Source organism: Pseudomonas sp. ATCC PTA-122608, from assembly GCF_001952855.1.
Taxonomy (GTDB): Bacteria; Pseudomonadota; Gammaproteobacteria; order Pseudomonadales; family Pseudomonadaceae; genus Aquipseudomonas.
On the sequence record NZ_LPNO01000002.1, the window covers coordinates 243518 to 259167 of the forward strand.

The 15650-nt window shown below is 54.4% G+C and carries 16 protein-coding genes; 9 read left to right on the plus strand and 7 right to left on the minus strand.

Annotated elements, in window-relative coordinates; all coding sequences use genetic code 11:
- Nucleotides 1-149: 149 nt before the first annotated feature.
- The 4 genes from paoA to AU074_RS03635 are packed head-to-tail and all read left to right on the plus strand — an operon-like array spanning nt 150 to nt 4971.
- On the plus strand, nt 150-818 hold the full coding sequence (gene paoA, locus AU074_RS03620) for an aldehyde dehydrogenase iron-sulfur subunit PaoA (protein ID WP_076013713.1): 669 nt from the start codon (nt 150-152) through the stop codon (nt 816-818).
- Nucleotides 815-1765 (plus strand): xanthine dehydrogenase family protein subunit M, encoded by a 951-nt coding sequence (locus tag AU074_RS03625; RefSeq protein WP_076013531.1) that lies wholly within the window; start codon nt 815-817, stop codon nt 1763-1765. Before paoA ends, AU074_RS03625 begins: the two co-directional genes overlap by 4 nt.
- Nucleotides 1766-1817: 52 nt before the next feature.
- Nucleotides 1818-4028, plus strand: coding sequence for an aldehyde oxidoreductase molybdenum-binding subunit PaoC (paoC, locus tag AU074_RS03630; RefSeq protein ID WP_076013532.1), 2211 nt, complete (start codon nt 1818-1820; stop codon nt 4026-4028).
- Nucleotides 4029-4056: 28 nt separating this feature from the next.
- On the plus strand, nt 4057-4971 hold the full coding sequence (locus tag AU074_RS03635; protein WP_076013533.1) for a LysR family transcriptional regulator: 915 nt from the start codon (nt 4057-4059) through the stop codon (nt 4969-4971).
- A 5-nt stretch (nt 4972-4976) separates the two neighbouring features.
- On the opposite strand, the gene AU074_RS03640 is transcribed toward AU074_RS03635, so the two are convergent.
- Together AU074_RS03640 and AU074_RS03645 are read right to left on the minus strand one after the other, a co-directional pair.
- On the minus strand, nt 4977-5765 hold the full coding sequence (locus AU074_RS03640) for a carboxymuconolactone decarboxylase family protein (RefSeq protein ID WP_076013534.1): 789 nt from the start codon (nt 5763-5765) through the stop codon (nt 4977-4979).
- The gene (locus AU074_RS03645; protein WP_076013535.1) at nt 5762-6253 is read right to left on the minus strand and encodes a cupin domain-containing protein; all 492 of its coding nucleotides are present in this window, start codon (nt 6251-6253) and stop codon (nt 5762-5764) included. The genes AU074_RS03640 and AU074_RS03645 overlap by 4 nt, the downstream gene beginning before the upstream one ends.
- A gap of 266 nt (nt 6254-6519) precedes the next feature.
- Between AU074_RS03645 and AU074_RS03650 the strand changes: the two genes are divergently transcribed.
- Nucleotides 6520-7773, plus strand: a complete 1254-nt coding sequence (locus AU074_RS03650; protein ID WP_083676625.1) for a Bcr/CflA family multidrug efflux MFS transporter — start codon at nt 6520-6522, stop codon at nt 7771-7773.
- Nucleotides 7774-7855: 82 nt separating this feature from the next.
- Here the strand turns inward: AU074_RS03650 and AU074_RS03655 are convergent, their stop codons facing one another.
- Together AU074_RS03655 and AU074_RS03660 are read right to left on the minus strand one after the other, a co-directional pair.
- Complete coding sequence (locus AU074_RS03655) at nt 7856-8593, minus strand: SDR family oxidoreductase (RefSeq protein ID WP_076013536.1); 738 nt, start codon at nt 8591-8593, stop codon at nt 7856-7858.
- 304 nt (nt 8594-8897) lie between these two features.
- Nucleotides 8898-9818 (minus strand): LysR substrate-binding domain-containing protein, encoded by a 921-nt coding sequence (locus AU074_RS03660; protein ID WP_076013537.1) that lies wholly within the window; start codon nt 9816-9818, stop codon nt 8898-8900.
- Between the two features lie 188 nt (nt 9819-10006).
- On the opposite strand from AU074_RS03660, the gene AU074_RS03665 reads away from it, so the two are divergent.
- The 3 genes from AU074_RS03665 (at nt 10007) to AU074_RS03675 (ending at nt 12028) form a co-directional block, all read left to right on the plus strand.
- Complete coding sequence (locus tag AU074_RS03665) at nt 10007-10576, plus strand: flavodoxin family protein (RefSeq protein WP_076013538.1); 570 nt, start codon at nt 10007-10009, stop codon at nt 10574-10576.
- Between the two features lie 30 nt (nt 10577-10606).
- Nucleotides 10607-10906, plus strand: a complete 300-nt coding sequence (locus tag AU074_RS03670) for a superoxide dismutase (RefSeq protein ID WP_076013539.1) — start codon at nt 10607-10609, stop codon at nt 10904-10906.
- A gap of 72 nt (nt 10907-10978) precedes the next feature.
- Complete coding sequence (locus tag AU074_RS03675) at nt 10979-12028, plus strand: NAD(P)-dependent alcohol dehydrogenase (RefSeq protein WP_076013540.1); 1050 nt, start codon at nt 10979-10981, stop codon at nt 12026-12028.
- A gap of 75 nt (nt 12029-12103) precedes the next feature.
- Here the strand turns inward: AU074_RS03675 and AU074_RS03680 are convergent, their stop codons facing one another.
- Genes AU074_RS03680 through AU074_RS03690 form a run of 3 tightly spaced genes read right to left on the minus strand, consistent with a single transcriptional unit; the run spans nt 12104 to nt 14305 of the window.
- On the minus strand, nt 12104-12490 hold the full coding sequence (locus AU074_RS03680) for a putative quinol monooxygenase (protein ID WP_083676626.1): 387 nt from the start codon (nt 12488-12490) through the stop codon (nt 12104-12106).
- Between the two features lie 52 nt (nt 12491-12542).
- Nucleotides 12543-13577, minus strand: a complete 1035-nt coding sequence (locus AU074_RS03685) for an amidohydrolase family protein (RefSeq protein ID WP_076013541.1) — start codon at nt 13575-13577, stop codon at nt 12543-12545.
- A 29-nt stretch (nt 13578-13606) separates the two neighbouring features.
- Nucleotides 13607-14305, minus strand: a complete 699-nt coding sequence (locus AU074_RS03690; protein ID WP_076013542.1) for a type 1 glutamine amidotransferase domain-containing protein — start codon at nt 14303-14305, stop codon at nt 13607-13609.
- Nucleotides 14306-14716: 411 nt separating this feature from the next.
- Between AU074_RS03690 and AU074_RS03695 the strand changes: the two genes are divergently transcribed.
- Entirely contained in the window at nt 14717-15649 is a 933-nt protein-coding gene (locus AU074_RS03695; RefSeq protein ID WP_076013716.1) for an NAD(P)-dependent alcohol dehydrogenase, read from the plus strand.
- Nucleotide 15650: the final 1 nt, after the last annotated feature.

Below are 15650 nucleotides of genomic sequence, written 5' to 3' on the forward strand. Positions count from 1 at the left end.
GCAACAACACAGTGCCATAGGCTCCCATGATGGACAGTCCGGCAACATTGCTTCTTCAAGCCGCGCACTCGCCGTGAGAGATGTGCAACGCAAAGGAATCATCTAGGAGCACCCGGCCTCAGCCACCCACACTGCGAATGGAGACGTTGATGAACCCTGGAAACCCCACCGCACCCGGAGCTGGAATAGAACTGTCGCGACGACAAGTGCTGATCGGCACCGCAGGTACTGCAGTCACAGCCGTTTTAGCGAAGACCGATGATGCCCAAGCCACTGCCAACACCAAAACAGCAGTGCAGAGCCCGCCAGGAAGTCATGTGACGTTCACCCTCAATGGGCGGCGAGTTGCCTTGGACGTCGATAACCGCACCACGCTCCTGGACGCACTTCGAGAAAGGCTGCATCTGACAGGAAGCAAGAAGGGCTGTGACCATGGCCAGTGCGGAGCATGTACGGTGATCGTGGAAGGCCGACGAATAAACTCATGCCTCACGCTTGCGGTCATGCACGAAGGTGACAGCATCACCACCATTGAGGGGCTCGGTACGCCGGACAACCTGCACCCAATGCAATCAGCGTTCATCAAGCATGACGGCTATCAATGCGGTTACTGCACACCCGGGCAAATTTGCTCGGCAGTCGCGATGCTTGACGAGATAAAGGCCGGCATACCCAGCCACGTCAGTAGCGACTTGATCGCCAGCAGTACGGTCACAGCCGCTGAAATCCGCGAGCGCATGAGCGGAAATATCTGCCGTTGCGGGGCGTACTCCAACATCGTTGATGCCATTCAAGAGATAGCCGGGGGTGAGGCATGAAATCCTTTACGTACGAGCGTGTCACCTCTCTAAAGCAAGCGGTTGACGCCGCTGCCCAAAATCCAGGCGCCCGATTCATCGCCGGCGGCACCAATTTGCTGGACTTGATGAAACTGGAAATAGAAATCCCCCAGCACCTGATAGATGTGAACGGACTGGCGCTCGATGAAATCACCCCGACCAAGGACGGCGGGCTAAGGATCGGCGCCATGGTGCGTAATACTGACTTGGCCGCTGCGCCTCAGGTGCGTCAAGACTACGCCGTACTATCCAAGGCACTGCTCGCGGGAGCGTCAGGGCAATTGCGCAACAAAGCCACAACGGCAGGCAATCTATTGCAACGCACCCGGTGCGCCTACTTTTACGATACCAATCAGCCTTGCAATAAGCGCCGTCCGGGTGCTGGCTGCTCTGCAATCGGTGGAGCCAGTCGGCAACAAGCAATCATCGGGGTCAGCGATGCCTGCATTGCCAGCCATCCCAGTGACATGGCTGTAGCGATGCGAGCATTGGGCGCAAGGGTAGAAACACTCAACTCGAACGGCCAGGTCAGAACGATTGATCTCGCCGATCTTTACAGCGCACCGGGGGCCACCCCCCATATCGAGAACATCCTGAACAACGGCGAACTGATTACCGCCGTGACGCTACCTAAACCTTTAGGGGGCGAGCATATCTACTACAAGGTTCGTGACCGCGCCTCCTACGCTTTCGCGCTGGTGTCTGTCGCTGCGATCGTGCAGCCAGACCGTACGGGGCAACTCGCCCTGGGAGGCGTGGCGTACAAGCCTTGGCGAAGTGAAGAGGCCGAAGCTTATTTGCCTGACGGCGCGAAGGCCGTAGCCACTCGTTTACTGGCTGGCGCTAATCCTACCGCGCAGAACGCCTTCAAGATCAAACTAGCGCAACGGACGATTGGCCTTGCTCTTTCCACTGCATCTTCCTAAGCAACATCACCGGTATTGCACGGTAGCGGTCGATTGACCAGGAGTAAGCCTCATGAAGTTTGATACGCCTGCGAGCACCAACCCCATCGATCAAATGAAGGTGATTGGTCAACCCAAAGATCGAGTTGAAGGCAAACTGAAAACAACCGGCACGGCCACCTATGCTTACGAACAACAGGCCGCTGTGAGTTCCCCCGCCTACGGCTATGTAGTCGGTTCAGCAATCGGCAAAGGCCGAATTTCCTCAATTGATTCGAGCGAAGCACGCCAAGCCAACGGCGTGATTACAATCGTCACCTATGAGAATGCGGGCCAACTGGACAGGGGCGAATTTTACGTTGATCGCGCACTTGCCGGCCCAAAAATCGATCACTATCACCAGGCCGTAGCCATTGTCGTCGCACAGACGTTTGAACAAGCCAGGGCCGCTTCGGCTCTGCTTCGGGTCTACTACGTAAGAGAGCCTGGCGCCTACGACCTCGCCGCACAAAAAGCGTCAGCCATGACGCCCGCGCCGGGTGCGTTCGGCCCTCCTCCGCATACAGCAATCGGGGATTTCGAAGGCGCGTTCAAGCTGGCAGCGGTCACCCTCGACGGTCATTACACGACCCCGGATCATGCCCACGCGATGATGGAGCCTCACGCTACCATCGCTCAGTGGCAGGGAGACAAACTGACGCTATGGACATCCATTCAGCAGATGAACTGGGGTGTCAGAGACCTTGCAAAAACACTGGGTATATCCAAAGACAACATTCACCTGATCTCGCCCTACATCGGCGGTGGTTTTGGGGGAAAAGGCACCATCCTGTGCGACGCCGTATTGGCGTCTCTTGCCGCTAGAGCGGCCGGCCGGCCGGTGAAAGTCGCACTCCCCCGCCCGCTCATGTTTAACAACCTGACCCATAGACCCGCGACGATTCAGAGAATCCGGCTCGGTGCAAATGCGGATGGCACCCTCACTGCCATCGGCCACGAGAGCTGGTCGGGCAATCTGCGCGGTGGTCGCACAGAAGCCGCCACCGCATCGACCCGAACCTTGTATGCCGGCGCAAACCGCATGACTCGCTTGTATCTTGCCGAACTTGACCTTGCCGAAGGTAGCGCCATGCGCGCGCCTGGTGAAGCACCAGGCATGATGGCACTGGAAATTGCCATGGATGAACTGGCTGAGAAGCTGGCGATGGATCCTGTGAAGTTTCGCGTCATCAACGACACCCAGGTAGACCCGGAGCAGCCGGATCGCCGGTTCTCTCAGCGCCAGTTAGTCGAATGCTTGAATACGGGAGCCGATCATTTCGGCTGGGCTCGACGTAATACCCATCCGGCTAAAGAACTGCATGACGGCTGGTGGATCGGGTTGGGGATGGCGTCCGCGATTCGAGGTGCACCCACGACGAAGTCAGCTGCTCGCGTACGGCTTGATCGCAAAGGCATGGTCACCGTCGAAACCGACATGACCGATATTGGCACCGGTTCTTACACAATCATTGCTCAAACGGCTGCGGAAATGATGGGCGTGGACATGGACAAGGTGAACGTCTACCTGGGCGACTCAAGACTTCCGGAGTCATCGGGTTCAGGCGGCCAATGGGGCGCAGCCTCATCCACGGCGGGCGTCTATGCTGCTTGTGTGAAACTTAGAGAAGCGGTCGCAACCAAGTTAGGCCTCGATCCGACAAAAGCCGAATTTATCGATGGCCACGTCCGTGAAGGGTCGAAAAACCTACCATTGGCACAAGCGACAAGAGACGGCGACTTGCAGGCCGAAGACGTCATGGAGTTTGGCGACTTGGCTAAGCAGTATGCCCAACAAACCTTTGGCGCTCACTTCGTAGAGGTTGGTGTAAACGCGGCCACAGGAGAAATTCGCATTCGTCGCCAGTTGGCAGTGTGCGCAGCAGGCAGAATACTCAACCCCAAAACAGCACGTAGTCAGATCATCGGGGGAATGACCATGGGCGCGGGTGCAGCACTTATGGAAGAAATGATTGTGGATCACCGCTTGGGCTATTTTGTTAATCACGATCTGGCTGGCTACGAAGTACCGGTGCATGCCGACATCCCCCACCAGGAGGTTATTTTCCTGGATGAAGTTGACTCCTATGCGACTCCGCTGAAGGCTAAAGGTGTAGGCGAACTCGGTATTTCAGGAGCGGCAGCGGCGATTGCCAACGCTGTTTATAACGCTACCGGCATAAGGGTTCGTGATTACCCCATTACGCTCGACAAGTTGATTGACCACTTGCCCGCTGTGGGCTGACCTTACCGCTTTTGCTTCGGAGTCATCAATGCAACTGAGCCGCACGAACCTGGCAGATATTGTTTATTTCCTTGCCATCGCTCGGCATCAAAGCTTCAGAAAGGCGGGGCTGGACGTGGGCATCAGCGCGTCTGCGCTGAGCCATGCCATGAAAGGTCTGGAGACACGGCTTGGCGTTCGACTGCTCAATCGCACCACCCGAAGCGTGACACTCACGGCGGCTGGCGAGGAACTGCAAAGCCTCATCAGCACTCCCGTAAATGATATCGGGCAGGCGCTGGAGACACTGAACCGGCTACGCGATGAGCCCGCCGGGCGTATCCGCCTGAACGTGTTGAGCGACGGAGCAAAACTACTGCTCGGCCCCGTTCTTCCGGTTTTCATTGATCGCTATCCGGACATCGAGGTTGACCTCACCGTAACTAACCGTATGGTCGACGTTATCGGCGATGGCCATGATGCAGGGATTCGATTCGGTGGGACGGTGCCCGAAGACATGATCGCTCAACGACTCTCTCCCGATGTGGCATGGGCCGTCGTTGGAGCGCCTGATTACCTAGAGCGATTCGGTACCCCACTACATCCGGAAGAGCTGTACCAACATCGTTGTTTACGCGTGCGCCTGGGGAATGCACGAATCTACCACTGGCAATTCTCGAATGAGGACCAACAGATGGAGATAGACGCGCCGGGCGCCATCACTATCGATGAGACCCGGGTCGGTGTAGCGATGGCAATGCGCGGCGCCGGCTTAATGTATGTGCCTGCGAAGGTAGTCGAACGACAGATCGCGGAAGGCTCCCTGCGGCGAGTCCTTGAGGACTGGACTCACCATGACCCAGGTTTTCACATCTATTACTCAAGCTTCAGACAGGTTCCCGTAGGCATTCGCCTACTGATTGACCTTATCCGCGAGCTCGAACCCATGGGGCCACTCCCCTAGCGATTTCAGCTCGCCTGCCGCTTCGTGAAGACATCACTAAATACCGGCACGGCTGAGAAGGCGTTAGGCCAGCCAGCATAGAACGCTAGATGCGAAAGCAACTCGGAAGCCTCGGTCTGCGTCAGGCCATTGTCCATAGCACGATTGAGGTGGTAACCGATCTGCGCAACCTGACCGTTTGCCACTAACGTCGTAACAGTAATCAGACTACGGTCTCTGGGCGCAAGGCCCGGCCGCAGCCACAGATCGTTGAATAACGCACTGGTGGTGAATTTCACTAACCCAGGCGAAACCGGGCCAACAGATTTGTCGACGGCCGCGACGCGTGCGTCTTCGGCAACCTGATCGATAGGCAGTAGCACGGGCGACACCGGCGCCAGTTGGTCAGAGGTTATGCTGTGCTTGCTAAACACCTCTTTGGCAATCGGCGCTGCTCCAGCAGCGTTACCCCAACCTGAATAAAACGCGAGATGGTTGATGGTTTCGGACAACTCCAAAGGCGTCACCCCATTCTTCAATGCCAGATCCAGGTAAGCCGACAGCTCCGCTGTCTGACCTCGTGCAATCAAGACGGCGACCGTTGCCAGGCTCCGGTCGCGCGGAGACAACTCTGGGCGTTTCCAGACCTCACCGAGCAGTAATGTGTTGACGTTGTGAGCCATTACCGGTGATGCGGCTTGTATATCCGCTGAAGTTGGCATGTGCGAAATCTCCTTGGTCAGCGCTCCCTCGGGGGTGGCGCATGCAGACAAACACATCGCCAGGCTTGCTGCTGAAAATGTGCGAATAATCATAATGAAGCACCGAACTGGGCTTCGGTAACGGGCTCGAGCCACTGGACATTTTTGCCGTCAAGCGCTTCTTGAATGGCCATGTGGGTCACGCTTGTTGTACTCGTTGCGCCGTGCCAATGCTTGACGCCAGGCGGCGTCCATATCACGTCTCCAGGCTTGATGACCTGTTTCTGGGCTCCCTCTTGTTGAACCCATCCGGTGCCCATCGTGACCACCAACATCTGCCCCAGCGGATGGGTATGCCACATCGAGCGCGCCCCTGGTTCAAACGTCACATACCCTGCCGATACGTTCGACGGCGCCGGTACGGCGAAGAGAGGGTCAATGCGTGCATGGCCGACGAAATTTTGGGGCGCTCCGATTACTGATGCCCGCTCACCATTTCTCACGATAGTCATGGATTGTGCAGAGCGCGCATCAGCAGCACAGACATCAAATGCGACGGTGGCCAACAGGGCGACTCCTGGCATGGCTGCTCTTGGGCGCATCGGTAGCTCCTTGCTGAATGAGTAGAGTTGCGACCAACCTAATGGATGTCTCTACGTGCAACTACCGGCTGTTGGGTTTATGAACCGATGAGCAAAACTCAGCAATACCCCAGTGCCACCTCAACAATTCTGCTCAGTTAGCATGTTGCCGATTCATGAGCACAGCTCAGTGGTACGTCCTGATCGGCCATATTTTTCTCTGGCAGCCATTGCATTAGGCTGAACGTCCAACTAACGCACCTGAATGAGAGCTTCAATTTTTCTCCATGAATCAACTGGACGTAACATCCCAAAATCCCGGGCAACTGGAATCACAAGAGTCGGATACACACCAGGATCACGGTCTGAGTATCTTGTTGATTCTGAGCCTGTTGATGGCGTTCGCCTCCATCTCCACCGACTTATACCTGCCAGCCATGCCGCAAATGGCAAAGGCACTAAATGTAAGTGGCGGTACTCTGCAATTTACCGTCACGGGCTACCTCATCGGGTTCAGCACGGGGCAGCTATTCTGGGGGCCAATCAGTGATCGCTTCGGCCGAAAACTACCCGTTGCTATCGGGCTGATTCTTTTCATCATTGGCTCGGCAGGTTGCGCACTGGCCACGGATGGCAGCCATATTATTTTCTGGCGCGTCGTGCAAGCGCTGGGGGCATGCGCAAATGTCGTGCTGGCGCGTGCGATGGTACGAGACCTTTATCAAGGCCGCAAAGCGGCTCAGAAAATGTCTACGCTCATGACGATCATGGCCGTAGCCCCGCTCGCGGGGCCGACAGTGGGTGGCCAAATTTTACGGTTCGGCTCATGGCAAGCCATTTTTTGGAGCCTGGTGTTCATCGCCATGGTGACATTGATCAGCCTCTTCAAGCTGCCGGAAACCCTGCCACATCAGCGACGCAGCCCTGCCTCGCTCAAGCAAATTATCAAACGGTATGGCAGTTTCTTTCGTGACAGTCGCTTCTTGGGCTACACAGCAGCCGGCGCGTTTTTTTACGCGGGAACATTCGCATACATCGCCGCCTCTCCCTTTGCGTACATCACCTATTACCACGTTTCACCGCAATTTTACGGCCTGCTATTTGCAGCAGGGATTATCGGTATGATGGTCACCGCCCAAATAAACGCGAGGCTCCTGAAGCGCTACGACACAGAAACGATGATGCTGGTAGGGGCATCACTGTCAGCCTGTGCCGGCTTGATACTGTTGGTTAATACCTGGGCAAATTGGGGTGGGCTGCCGTTGATGATCTTCGCTTGCCTGCTCTTCGTTGCAGCGACAGGGGTGGTGTTGGCCAACTCGGTGTCGGGAGCCCTGAATTGCTTTCCAGACGCCAGTGGTTCCGCATCTGCATTGATTGGTGCATTGCAATACGGCTGTGCCATGCTCGGATCAGCAGCAGTGGCGTTTTTTGCCAATGGCACGCCTCTACCGCTGGGTTCTGTAATGGCTGTCTGCGGTGCAGGTTGTTTGCTTTGCGCATTCTGGGTGTCAAGAACCCGAGCCTCGCGCTTTGACTAAGCTGACTGTCAAACCTTCCATGACTGGATAGTAAGTCCACGTTGAAGAAGAACTGCCCAAAAAGGCAGTTCATAGGCTGAGTTTAATTACGCGTATTCATAAGCTCAAACATAGCGTCTCCCATTTGACGCGTTTTTACCGAAACCCCGACCAGAACCTCATCTTTACCCGCCCCGAGTTGGGCAAAGGTTTCACTGACGAAATCATCCGCTGACATCATCATATGGCTGGCTGCGCCGGCACTGCGAGTACCGCCACCGAGTCCGGTATCGACCAATGGCGGAGCAATTTCAATGACGCGGATGTTAGATGACTTCAGTTGGTGCCTCAGGCTCAGCGTGAAAGAGTGAATAGCCGCCTTGGTTGCGCAGTACACCGGTACGTCAGCCATAGGCGAGTAAGCAAGACCCGAGCTAATGTTGAGAATGTAAGCCTTGTGTTGCCGTTTGAGGCTTGGCAGCAGCTCTGCAATCAGATGGATAGGCGCAGTGAAGTTAACGGCGACCTCTGCATCAAGCGAATCCATATGCGGGTCGCTGTTGAAGTCACGTTGGCTCTGAACACCTGCATTGTTGATCACAACGTTAAGGTCTGGATGGGTGGATTTAAGCCATTTAACCATCGCACGGCGACTGTCAACGTCGGCCACATCGCATGCATAGGTGATTAACGTTGAAACATCATCTTTAGCCCGCTGCAACATGGCCTCATTACGGCCGCAAATGATCACCGTATTGTTTTCGGCGAAGCGTTTGGCGAGGGAGAAGCCGATGCCGGTGGCACCGCCAGTGATCAGAATTGTATTGCCATCAAGTTTCATGAGCGCGTGTCCTACATTAGTAAGAAGGTGCGCTGCAATAGAAGAATATCCGCAGGCACACCTTTGCAACCGGCATGCCGGGCTAGGTGTCGCGGATACCCATTAGGGAGGAGTTGGCGTTCTGGGGAACGATGACCGGGCTACCATCCGGCCTGCACTCTTTCGACTTACAATTTTTACCAAGCTTTTATGCGGATCACAACCGGTGTCGCTAGATACTACTAATAAATATCATGGCGAAATATCGGGTCAGATTTCGCTCGGGCTTGATCCGGCACTCCAAGTCATCCAACTGCCGTGACATCTAGCTCATCGGCTGCTGGCTTTCCAAGCTTCTTGGAAGCTCAAGTGCCAGCAAATCGATTGCAAGGCGAGATCTTAATGGAAGGTGCTGAGCGTCAGGCCACACAACATTACATTCCATCGCCGCCCGAGGTCGGTCGCCCCAAATCTCGATGAGCTCACCGCGTTGAATACGTGCTCGAATCAGCCAATACGGAAGCCACGCAATACCCATGTCAGCGGCAGCAGCATCCGCGACCATTTCGAGATCATCCAAACGTATTCGGGAAGAAATAGGAACCTCGACCAATACCCCATTTTCCTCGGGTAGCCGCCAAGGAAGGGCCTGTCCGTTCCGGCAGTAAGGCAGTAGCTCATGACTCGACAGATCTATCAATGAGTCCGGCGTCCCATGTTGATTAAGGTATGAAGGGGAAGCACACAATAACTTGGGTTGGCTGACCAGTCGGCGTGCACGCAGGGTGGCGCCATTCCCTAAAGAGCCACTGCGCACAGCGAGATCGAACCCGTCAGATACCAAATCTATCTGACGATCGCTAAAACTGAGTTCGATCTCCAAGCCAGGATGCTCGCGAGCAAACCTGAGCAGAATCGGCGCAACGCAGTACCTACCAAATAGTACCGGAAGCGAAACGCGCAACCTTCCGACCACTTCACGGCGCCCCGTCTCCAGCATGATCTCGCCGGCGCGGAGCTCCTCAACAGCTCGCAGACAACGCTCATAATATTGCTGACCGTCTTCAGTAATGCATTGTGTCCTTGTCGTGCGCTTAAAAAGCTGGACACCCAACCGCTCCTCCAGACGCGCGATTGACTTTCCGACTGCAGAACGCGTGAGTGATAAACGCTCGCCAGCCTTGGCAAAGCCACCCGACTCCACCACCTCAACAAACAGTTGCACACCATCGAACATATCCCGCATAGCACGTCCTCAAAACTTCGAAACTGTAGAATTTTTGGAACCACTAATGAGACCAACCGCCACCAATGAGTATCAAAATTCTACTTTATAGTAAGTAGGAGATGAGCAAGAAATGCTTTTAAATTTAATGTGCTGCGTGCCGGTATCACGTTGCTGAGCCAGGCGCGTCGTGCAATCAAGGGCGGCAGATGATTATTACAATCGTATATGACAGTGGCTATGGACACACCGAACGCGTTGCTAAGTACGTAGCTCAAGGTGCGTCTGAGGTTGCAGGAACAGATGTAAAGGCTATTTGCGTCAATGAAGGATTCACGGATTGGGAGCGCCTTGAAAATAGCGATGCGATTATTTTCGGCTCGCCTACGTACAACGGTCTTATCAGCGCGAAGCTGAAGCAGTTTTTCGAAGACTCCACCAAGGCAGCCTGGACTCAGCAGAAGTGGCGCAACAAGATCGCAGCCGGCTTCACGAACTCCGGTGCCCAACACGGAGACAAACTGAACTCCCTTATGTCGATGGCCTTGTTCGCAGCACAGCACGGAATGATTTGGGTCGGGCTCGACTTGATGCCCGGCAACAGCAGTAGCACTGGATCAGCCACCGATCTGAACCGTCTAGGAAGTTGGCTAGGCGTGATGACGCAAGCAAACACTGACGAGGCCCCAGAACTCTCGCCGCCAGACAGCGACCTGCGCACAGCCGAATACTTTGGGCATCGCGTGGCTCAAATTGCGGCTCGATTCTTACCAGTTTGACGCTCATACCATCAATTAAGGAGACATATCATGAAGCTGCTTTGCTTAGACATCCCTCAGCCTGGCGCCACCTTTGCTCAGTATGAGCCACACATGAAGGATGAAGTCCGTCATAGCTGGGAGCTTTACAAGGAAGGTGCGATCCGTGACATCTACTTCCGTCAAGACCGGCCAGGAGTTGCCATCATCGCCGAGTTTGAGTCTGTTGAGGCAGCCAGGAAGTCTCTTGCCGAGTTCCCTCTTACCTTGGCTGGTTTGATTGGTTGGGAAGTAATCCCATTGGGGCCATTTACAAACTGGGAATCGCTGTTTTCCTCCGAGAACGATTGAGTATCTCTCAACTGCGCTTGAAACCCTCTTCCACACAGATGGAGCACCAAGCGCTTTAACAGGATCATCAGCATGAAAGTATTGGGCTTCGCAGCGCACTCGGCAACGGCCTCACTCGAGCCGTTTTCATTTACAAGGCAAGACACACGAGATGACGATGTCGTCATCGACATATTGTATTGCGGCGTCTGCCACACAGACTTGCACCTTGCTCGTAACCATGGAGGCTATACAACGTATCCAATCGTCCCAGGACACGAGATCATCGGCAGAGTGCGGCAAGTTGGAGCACAGGTATCACGCTTCCAAGTGGGCCAGTTAGTCGGCGTAGGCTGCATGGTTGACTCTTGCCAGCAATGCCAGCCGTGTCAACACGGATGGGAACAGAACTGCCTGGAGGGATCGACCTTTACCTACAACAGTAAAGACAGACGCGACGGCAGTGTTACCTTTGGTGGTTATTCTCAATCCATCGTAGTCCGGGAAGCGTTCGTGCTATCCGTACCCGCCGGACTCGACCCTGCTGGTGCTGCCCCCTTATTGTGTGCGGGCGTCACTACATGGTCACCACTGCTGCACTGGAATGTTGGCGCCGGCAGCAAGGTCGCGGTTATTGGCCTTGGCGGGCTTGGTCACATGGCCTTGAAGCTGGCAAAGGCATTGGGTGCAGATGTCAGCCTGTTCACTCGAACTGAGGGCAAATCAGAGGATGCATTTCGATTGGGCGCCGATCATGTGGTGGTGTCGAGCGATCCAGAACAGATGAGCGCGGTGAAGGGCCAATTCGATGTGATTATCGATACCGTGCCCTACGATCACGACATCAATCCGTACCTACCCATCCTTGCCTTAGAAGGAGTATTGGTTCTTGTGGGCTACATGGGCCCACTGTCTACAGCGGTCAACGCGGGCATGCTGGTCAGCGGCCGCAAGGCTGTAACCGGCTCTTTTATCGGAGGGCTGAAAGAAACGCAGCAAATGCTGGATTTCTGCGGCGAGAAAGGGATCGTCTCTGACATCGAAATAATCCCGATTCAAAAGATAAATGAGGCCTACGATCGGATGTCGCGGAGCGCTGTAAAATACCGGTTCGTCATCGACATGGCATCCTTGAACATCTAACGCAGATGCTCCTGGGAAATGCCAAGCGCATCCCCAGGTAGCTAAGACACGGTGCGGCCGACAGCGGCCGCCTCGTCAGATTGAATCCAGGCGGAATGGCTTCGTTGCAAGCGCCACAACGTCCAGATCGATCAACTCTAGAGACTGGACGATACCTGCGACCTCCGCCTTGTAGTGTCTGAACGACTCCGTCTCAAGATGTGCCTTATACGCCTCATCATCGCGATAAATTTCGACAACGAAGAAGCTGCCTGGCACATCGCTTTGCTCCAATGCGTAAAAAGCCAGAACGCCAGGCTCTTGGGCTACCGACTCCTCCACAATACGCCTGGAGGCATCCCGGTATTGCTCCAACTGCTTTTGGTCTACCTGGATCTGGGCAATACGAATAAGGGGCGCACATCCCTTGTGACCAGGTTCAGTTTGAGCAATTAGTTCTGTGGCATCAGGTTTGGCAGACATCTTAAAACCTCGATGATTTCTGGCGCGGGGTTACGTATAGACAATCCCGGACTCAAAGCCTGAATAGCTTCTCGGCATTGCCGTGGGCGATCAGCGCTTTCTCCGTCTCGCTGATTGGAAGATTCTCAATAAATGCGCGGGCGCCGTCCAAACTCTGGTAGGGGTAATCGATGGAGTAGAGGATGCGTTCTGCCCCCATCAACGAGTATACAAACTGAAAATGCGGCAGGGTGAGCATACCGCTGGGCGAAACATAGACATGTTCACGATAGGTCTGAACGATTGGGCGGTTAAGCCCCGAGGCTTCTTGTGGAATCGAATCCTCCAAGCGCTGCAGGAAAAAGGGCACCATTTCCCCCCAGTGACCACTGATGACTTGCAGTGAGGGATAGCGGTCAAATACACCCGCCAAGAGCATACGGATTACCTGGATCCCCGCTTCGTTGTGCCAACCCCACGCAAACATGGAAAGCCGAGCACTCAGCTCACGATCAAAGCCACCATAGTACGGCGCTTGTACGGCGGGCAGAGGCAAACCTGGATGCACGTACAACGCAACATTCAACTCATTGAGAGCACTCAGTATCGGTGCATATTGCGGGTCGTCCAGGAAGGATTCGCCTGGTCGACCGTTAATCAATGCGCCTTTGAGGCCCAACTGCGTAACCGCCCTCTCCAGCTCAATCGCTGCCGCCTCTGGAGCCTGCCATGGAAGTGTGGCAAAGCCTGAAAAGTGAGCGGGATTGGCATGCGCCGCCTTGGCCAGTTTATCGTTCGCGGCACGGCACACATCAACAGCCTTTTCCGCTGATAGCATTTGAGGGAAGCCACCATAGGAGAGCACTTGCATACCGATGCCTGCGGCATTCATGTCGGCAAGCCTTGATGCTCCCATGTCTAGGCCTTTGCGCGCTGATTCGGCAGGTGCAATTACATGAGGCCGACTTGTATCAGTGCTTGAGTTTACGCCATCCACAACTCGGCTGCCCCAACCCGAAAGATAAGGAGCCTCTGCACCGACAAGCGCCTGGCAGGCAGCACCTGTTGCTGGATCCAGAACGTGTTCTTCTACACAAATCAGCTTCATATGCCCTGTCCTTTGTCTGAAGTTAATGCTTATGACGCCAGCAATGCGTCTCTTAGCGCTTCTCCCAGGCTCGAAGCAGACTGCGGGTTCTGACCGGTGATAAGTCGACCGTCGACAACGACATTATCTGCCCAGTTAGCTGCATGTTGATGAAGAGCCCCGCGCGATGTGAGCGTCGCAGCGAGCAAGAAAGGAACCACGTGAGTGGACTCCACCTCCTCTTCCTCTTCGTCGGTAAAAGCAGCCAGATGTTTGCCCGCAATCAAAAGGGTTCCGTCTGTGCGGCGAGCATTGACGAAGGCCGCCGGGCCATGACACACAGCAGAAACAATTCCACCTGCGGCATCAATCTCTCGGATTGCTCTTTGCACGGAAACGTTTTCAGGAAAGTCCCACATAGTGCCGTGGCCACCGGCGAAAAAAATGGCAGAATAGTGTGAGGGATCAATCTCATCGATTCTCAAGGTATTGGCCAATGCCTGACGAAAATCGCTATCCGCCCAAAAATGAGCAATTACCGGATCCGCCATATCTTCCATGCCGTCGAGAGGTGCAGCGCCTCCTAATATCGAAGCAAGTTCAACGCGAATACCCGCCGCCTGTAGCTTTTCAAGTGGGTGAGTGACCTCCGCCAAATTGAATCCAGTAGGAATACCTGTTTCCCCCTTCACCGCGTTACTGGTCACCACGAAAAGTACGGGTTTTACTTCTGATACCTGATGGTTCATGTTATCTAAACCTTTGAACTAAGATTGAGGATAGATGGAGTGCTCGACACTTAGACATCGCAGAGCACCAACCTGCAATAAAGTAGAAACCACTTATAGACCAGTCCGATCTCAAACTATGAGCAGCCTTCCGCGCCTCATAGATATTTCTGCAATTCGCTAGGAATGACTTTAAAATAGAAATCGATTCAGTATTGGAGAAATATCCTCCTATCTCTGTAGACCGTCAGTAGCCAATCGCACCGTGTATCCGTATGAAAGACCAATAATTAATACTGGAAAGGTGAGTTCGACATAAAATGCCTCTAGAAAAATGGCAACTCGATCGAATGGTGACAAAAACTGTCCACATAGCCTTATAGAGTCGTCTCCGTGACTACCTCAGTCATTTTTGGAGCTTGGAGACGCATGATGAAACGCATTCAGTACGAAAACTACGGCGGGCCGGAGGTAATGCGGATTGCCGACTTTAACCTACCCACCCCGGGCAAAGGTGAGGTAGGAGTAAGGGTCAAATTTGCAGCGATAAATCCGATTGACTGGAAGTTGCGCGCCGGGCAAATGAAGATCGTCACCGGCAAGGCATTCCCTCGCGCTATGGGTATGGATTTCTCTGGCACAGTTATATCGGTCGGCCCAGGCGTCACCCGCCTGAAGGTAGGTGATCCCGTCTTCGGACTTGCCCGTTTCAAGGAGAGCGGTGCGTTTGGCCAAGCCGTCATCACAAAAGAAGCATTCCTAGCACATAAGCCTGAGGATGTTTCTTTCGAGGATGCCGCGTGCCTGGGCACACCGGGTATAACCGCATGGAACGGACTAATAGACAAAGCGAAGCTGCAAGCTGATCAGCATGTCTTCGTAATCGGTTGTGCTGGTGCTGTCGGCGAAGCCGCCGTTCAAATAGCGCTGATGCATGGCGCTGTCGTCTCGGGAAGCTGCAGTGCAAACGACATACCCCGAGCAAAATCGCTAGGGGTGCAGACAGTCTATGATTATAGGAACACACAGGTATCGAGTATCACCACCCGATTCGATGTGGTTTACGACACTGCCGCGACGCTACCGGTTTCGACAGGCGTTGCAATGTTGCGAGCCGGAGGCGTATTTCTAGATCTGAATCCAGATCTCGGCAAGTTTATTCGAGCTATTTTTGATCGCAGACTTAAACCAATTATCGGGTCGCCGCGCGCTGACATTCTGGATAAGCTTGCAAAAGCTGCCAGTGAAAGGATCTTCAGGATCCCGGTAGGAAAAACCGTTTCCCTAATCGATGCAATTCAACTGATCGGGGAGCTCGAAAAAGGTCAAAAACTCGGCGGTAAGGCCGTTATTGAGATGGAATAGG

What these genes read in the sequence shown, in the direction of transcription:
- AU074_RS03690 (WP_076013542.1), bottom strand. Translation starts at nt 14,305, where the DNA reads ATGAACCATCAGGTATCAGAAGTAAAACCCGTACTTTTCGTGGTGACC.
- AU074_RS03680 (WP_083676626.1), bottom strand. Translation starts at nt 12,490, where the DNA reads ATGTCTGCCAAACCTGATGCCACAGAACTAATTGCTCAAACTGAACCT.
- AU074_RS03665 (WP_076013538.1), top strand. Translation starts at nt 10,007, where the DNA reads ATGATTATTACAATCGTATATGACAGTGGCTATGGACACACCGAACGC.
- AU074_RS03660 (WP_076013537.1), bottom strand. Translation starts at nt 9,818, where the DNA reads ATGCGGGATATGTTCGATGGTGTGCAACTGTTTGTTGAGGTGGTGGAG.
- AU074_RS03625 (WP_076013531.1), top strand. Translation starts at nt 815, where the DNA reads ATGAAATCCTTTACGTACGAGCGTGTCACCTCTCTAAAGCAAGCGGTT.
- paoA (WP_076013713.1), top strand. Translation starts at nt 150, where the DNA reads ATGAACCCTGGAAACCCCACCGCACCCGGAGCTGGAATAGAACTGTCG.
- AU074_RS03685 (WP_076013541.1), bottom strand. Translation starts at nt 13,577, where the DNA reads ATGAAGCTGATTTGTGTAGAAGAACACGTTCTGGATCCAGCAACAGGT.
- AU074_RS03655 (WP_076013536.1), bottom strand. Translation starts at nt 8,593, where the DNA reads ATGAAACTTGATGGCAATACAATTCTGATCACTGGCGGTGCCACCGGC.
- AU074_RS03670 (WP_076013539.1), top strand. Translation starts at nt 10,607, where the DNA reads ATGAAGCTGCTTTGCTTAGACATCCCTCAGCCTGGCGCCACCTTTGCT.
- AU074_RS03695 (WP_076013716.1), top strand. Translation starts at nt 14,717, where the DNA reads ATGAAACGCATTCAGTACGAAAACTACGGCGGGCCGGAGGTAATGCGG.
- AU074_RS03635 (WP_076013533.1), top strand. Translation starts at nt 4,057, where the DNA reads ATGCAACTGAGCCGCACGAACCTGGCAGATATTGTTTATTTCCTTGCC.
- paoC (WP_076013532.1), top strand. Translation starts at nt 1,818, where the DNA reads ATGAAGTTTGATACGCCTGCGAGCACCAACCCCATCGATCAAATGAAG.
- AU074_RS03640 (WP_076013534.1), bottom strand. Translation starts at nt 5,765, where the DNA reads ATGATTATTCGCACATTTTCAGCAGCAAGCCTGGCGATGTGTTTGTCT.
- AU074_RS03675 (WP_076013540.1), top strand. Translation starts at nt 10,979, where the DNA reads ATGAAAGTATTGGGCTTCGCAGCGCACTCGGCAACGGCCTCACTCGAG.
- AU074_RS03650 (WP_083676625.1), top strand. Translation starts at nt 6,520, where the DNA reads ATGAATCAACTGGACGTAACATCCCAAAATCCCGGGCAACTGGAATCA.
- AU074_RS03645 (WP_076013535.1), bottom strand. Translation starts at nt 6,253, where the DNA reads ATGCGCCCAAGAGCAGCCATGCCAGGAGTCGCCCTGTTGGCCACCGTC.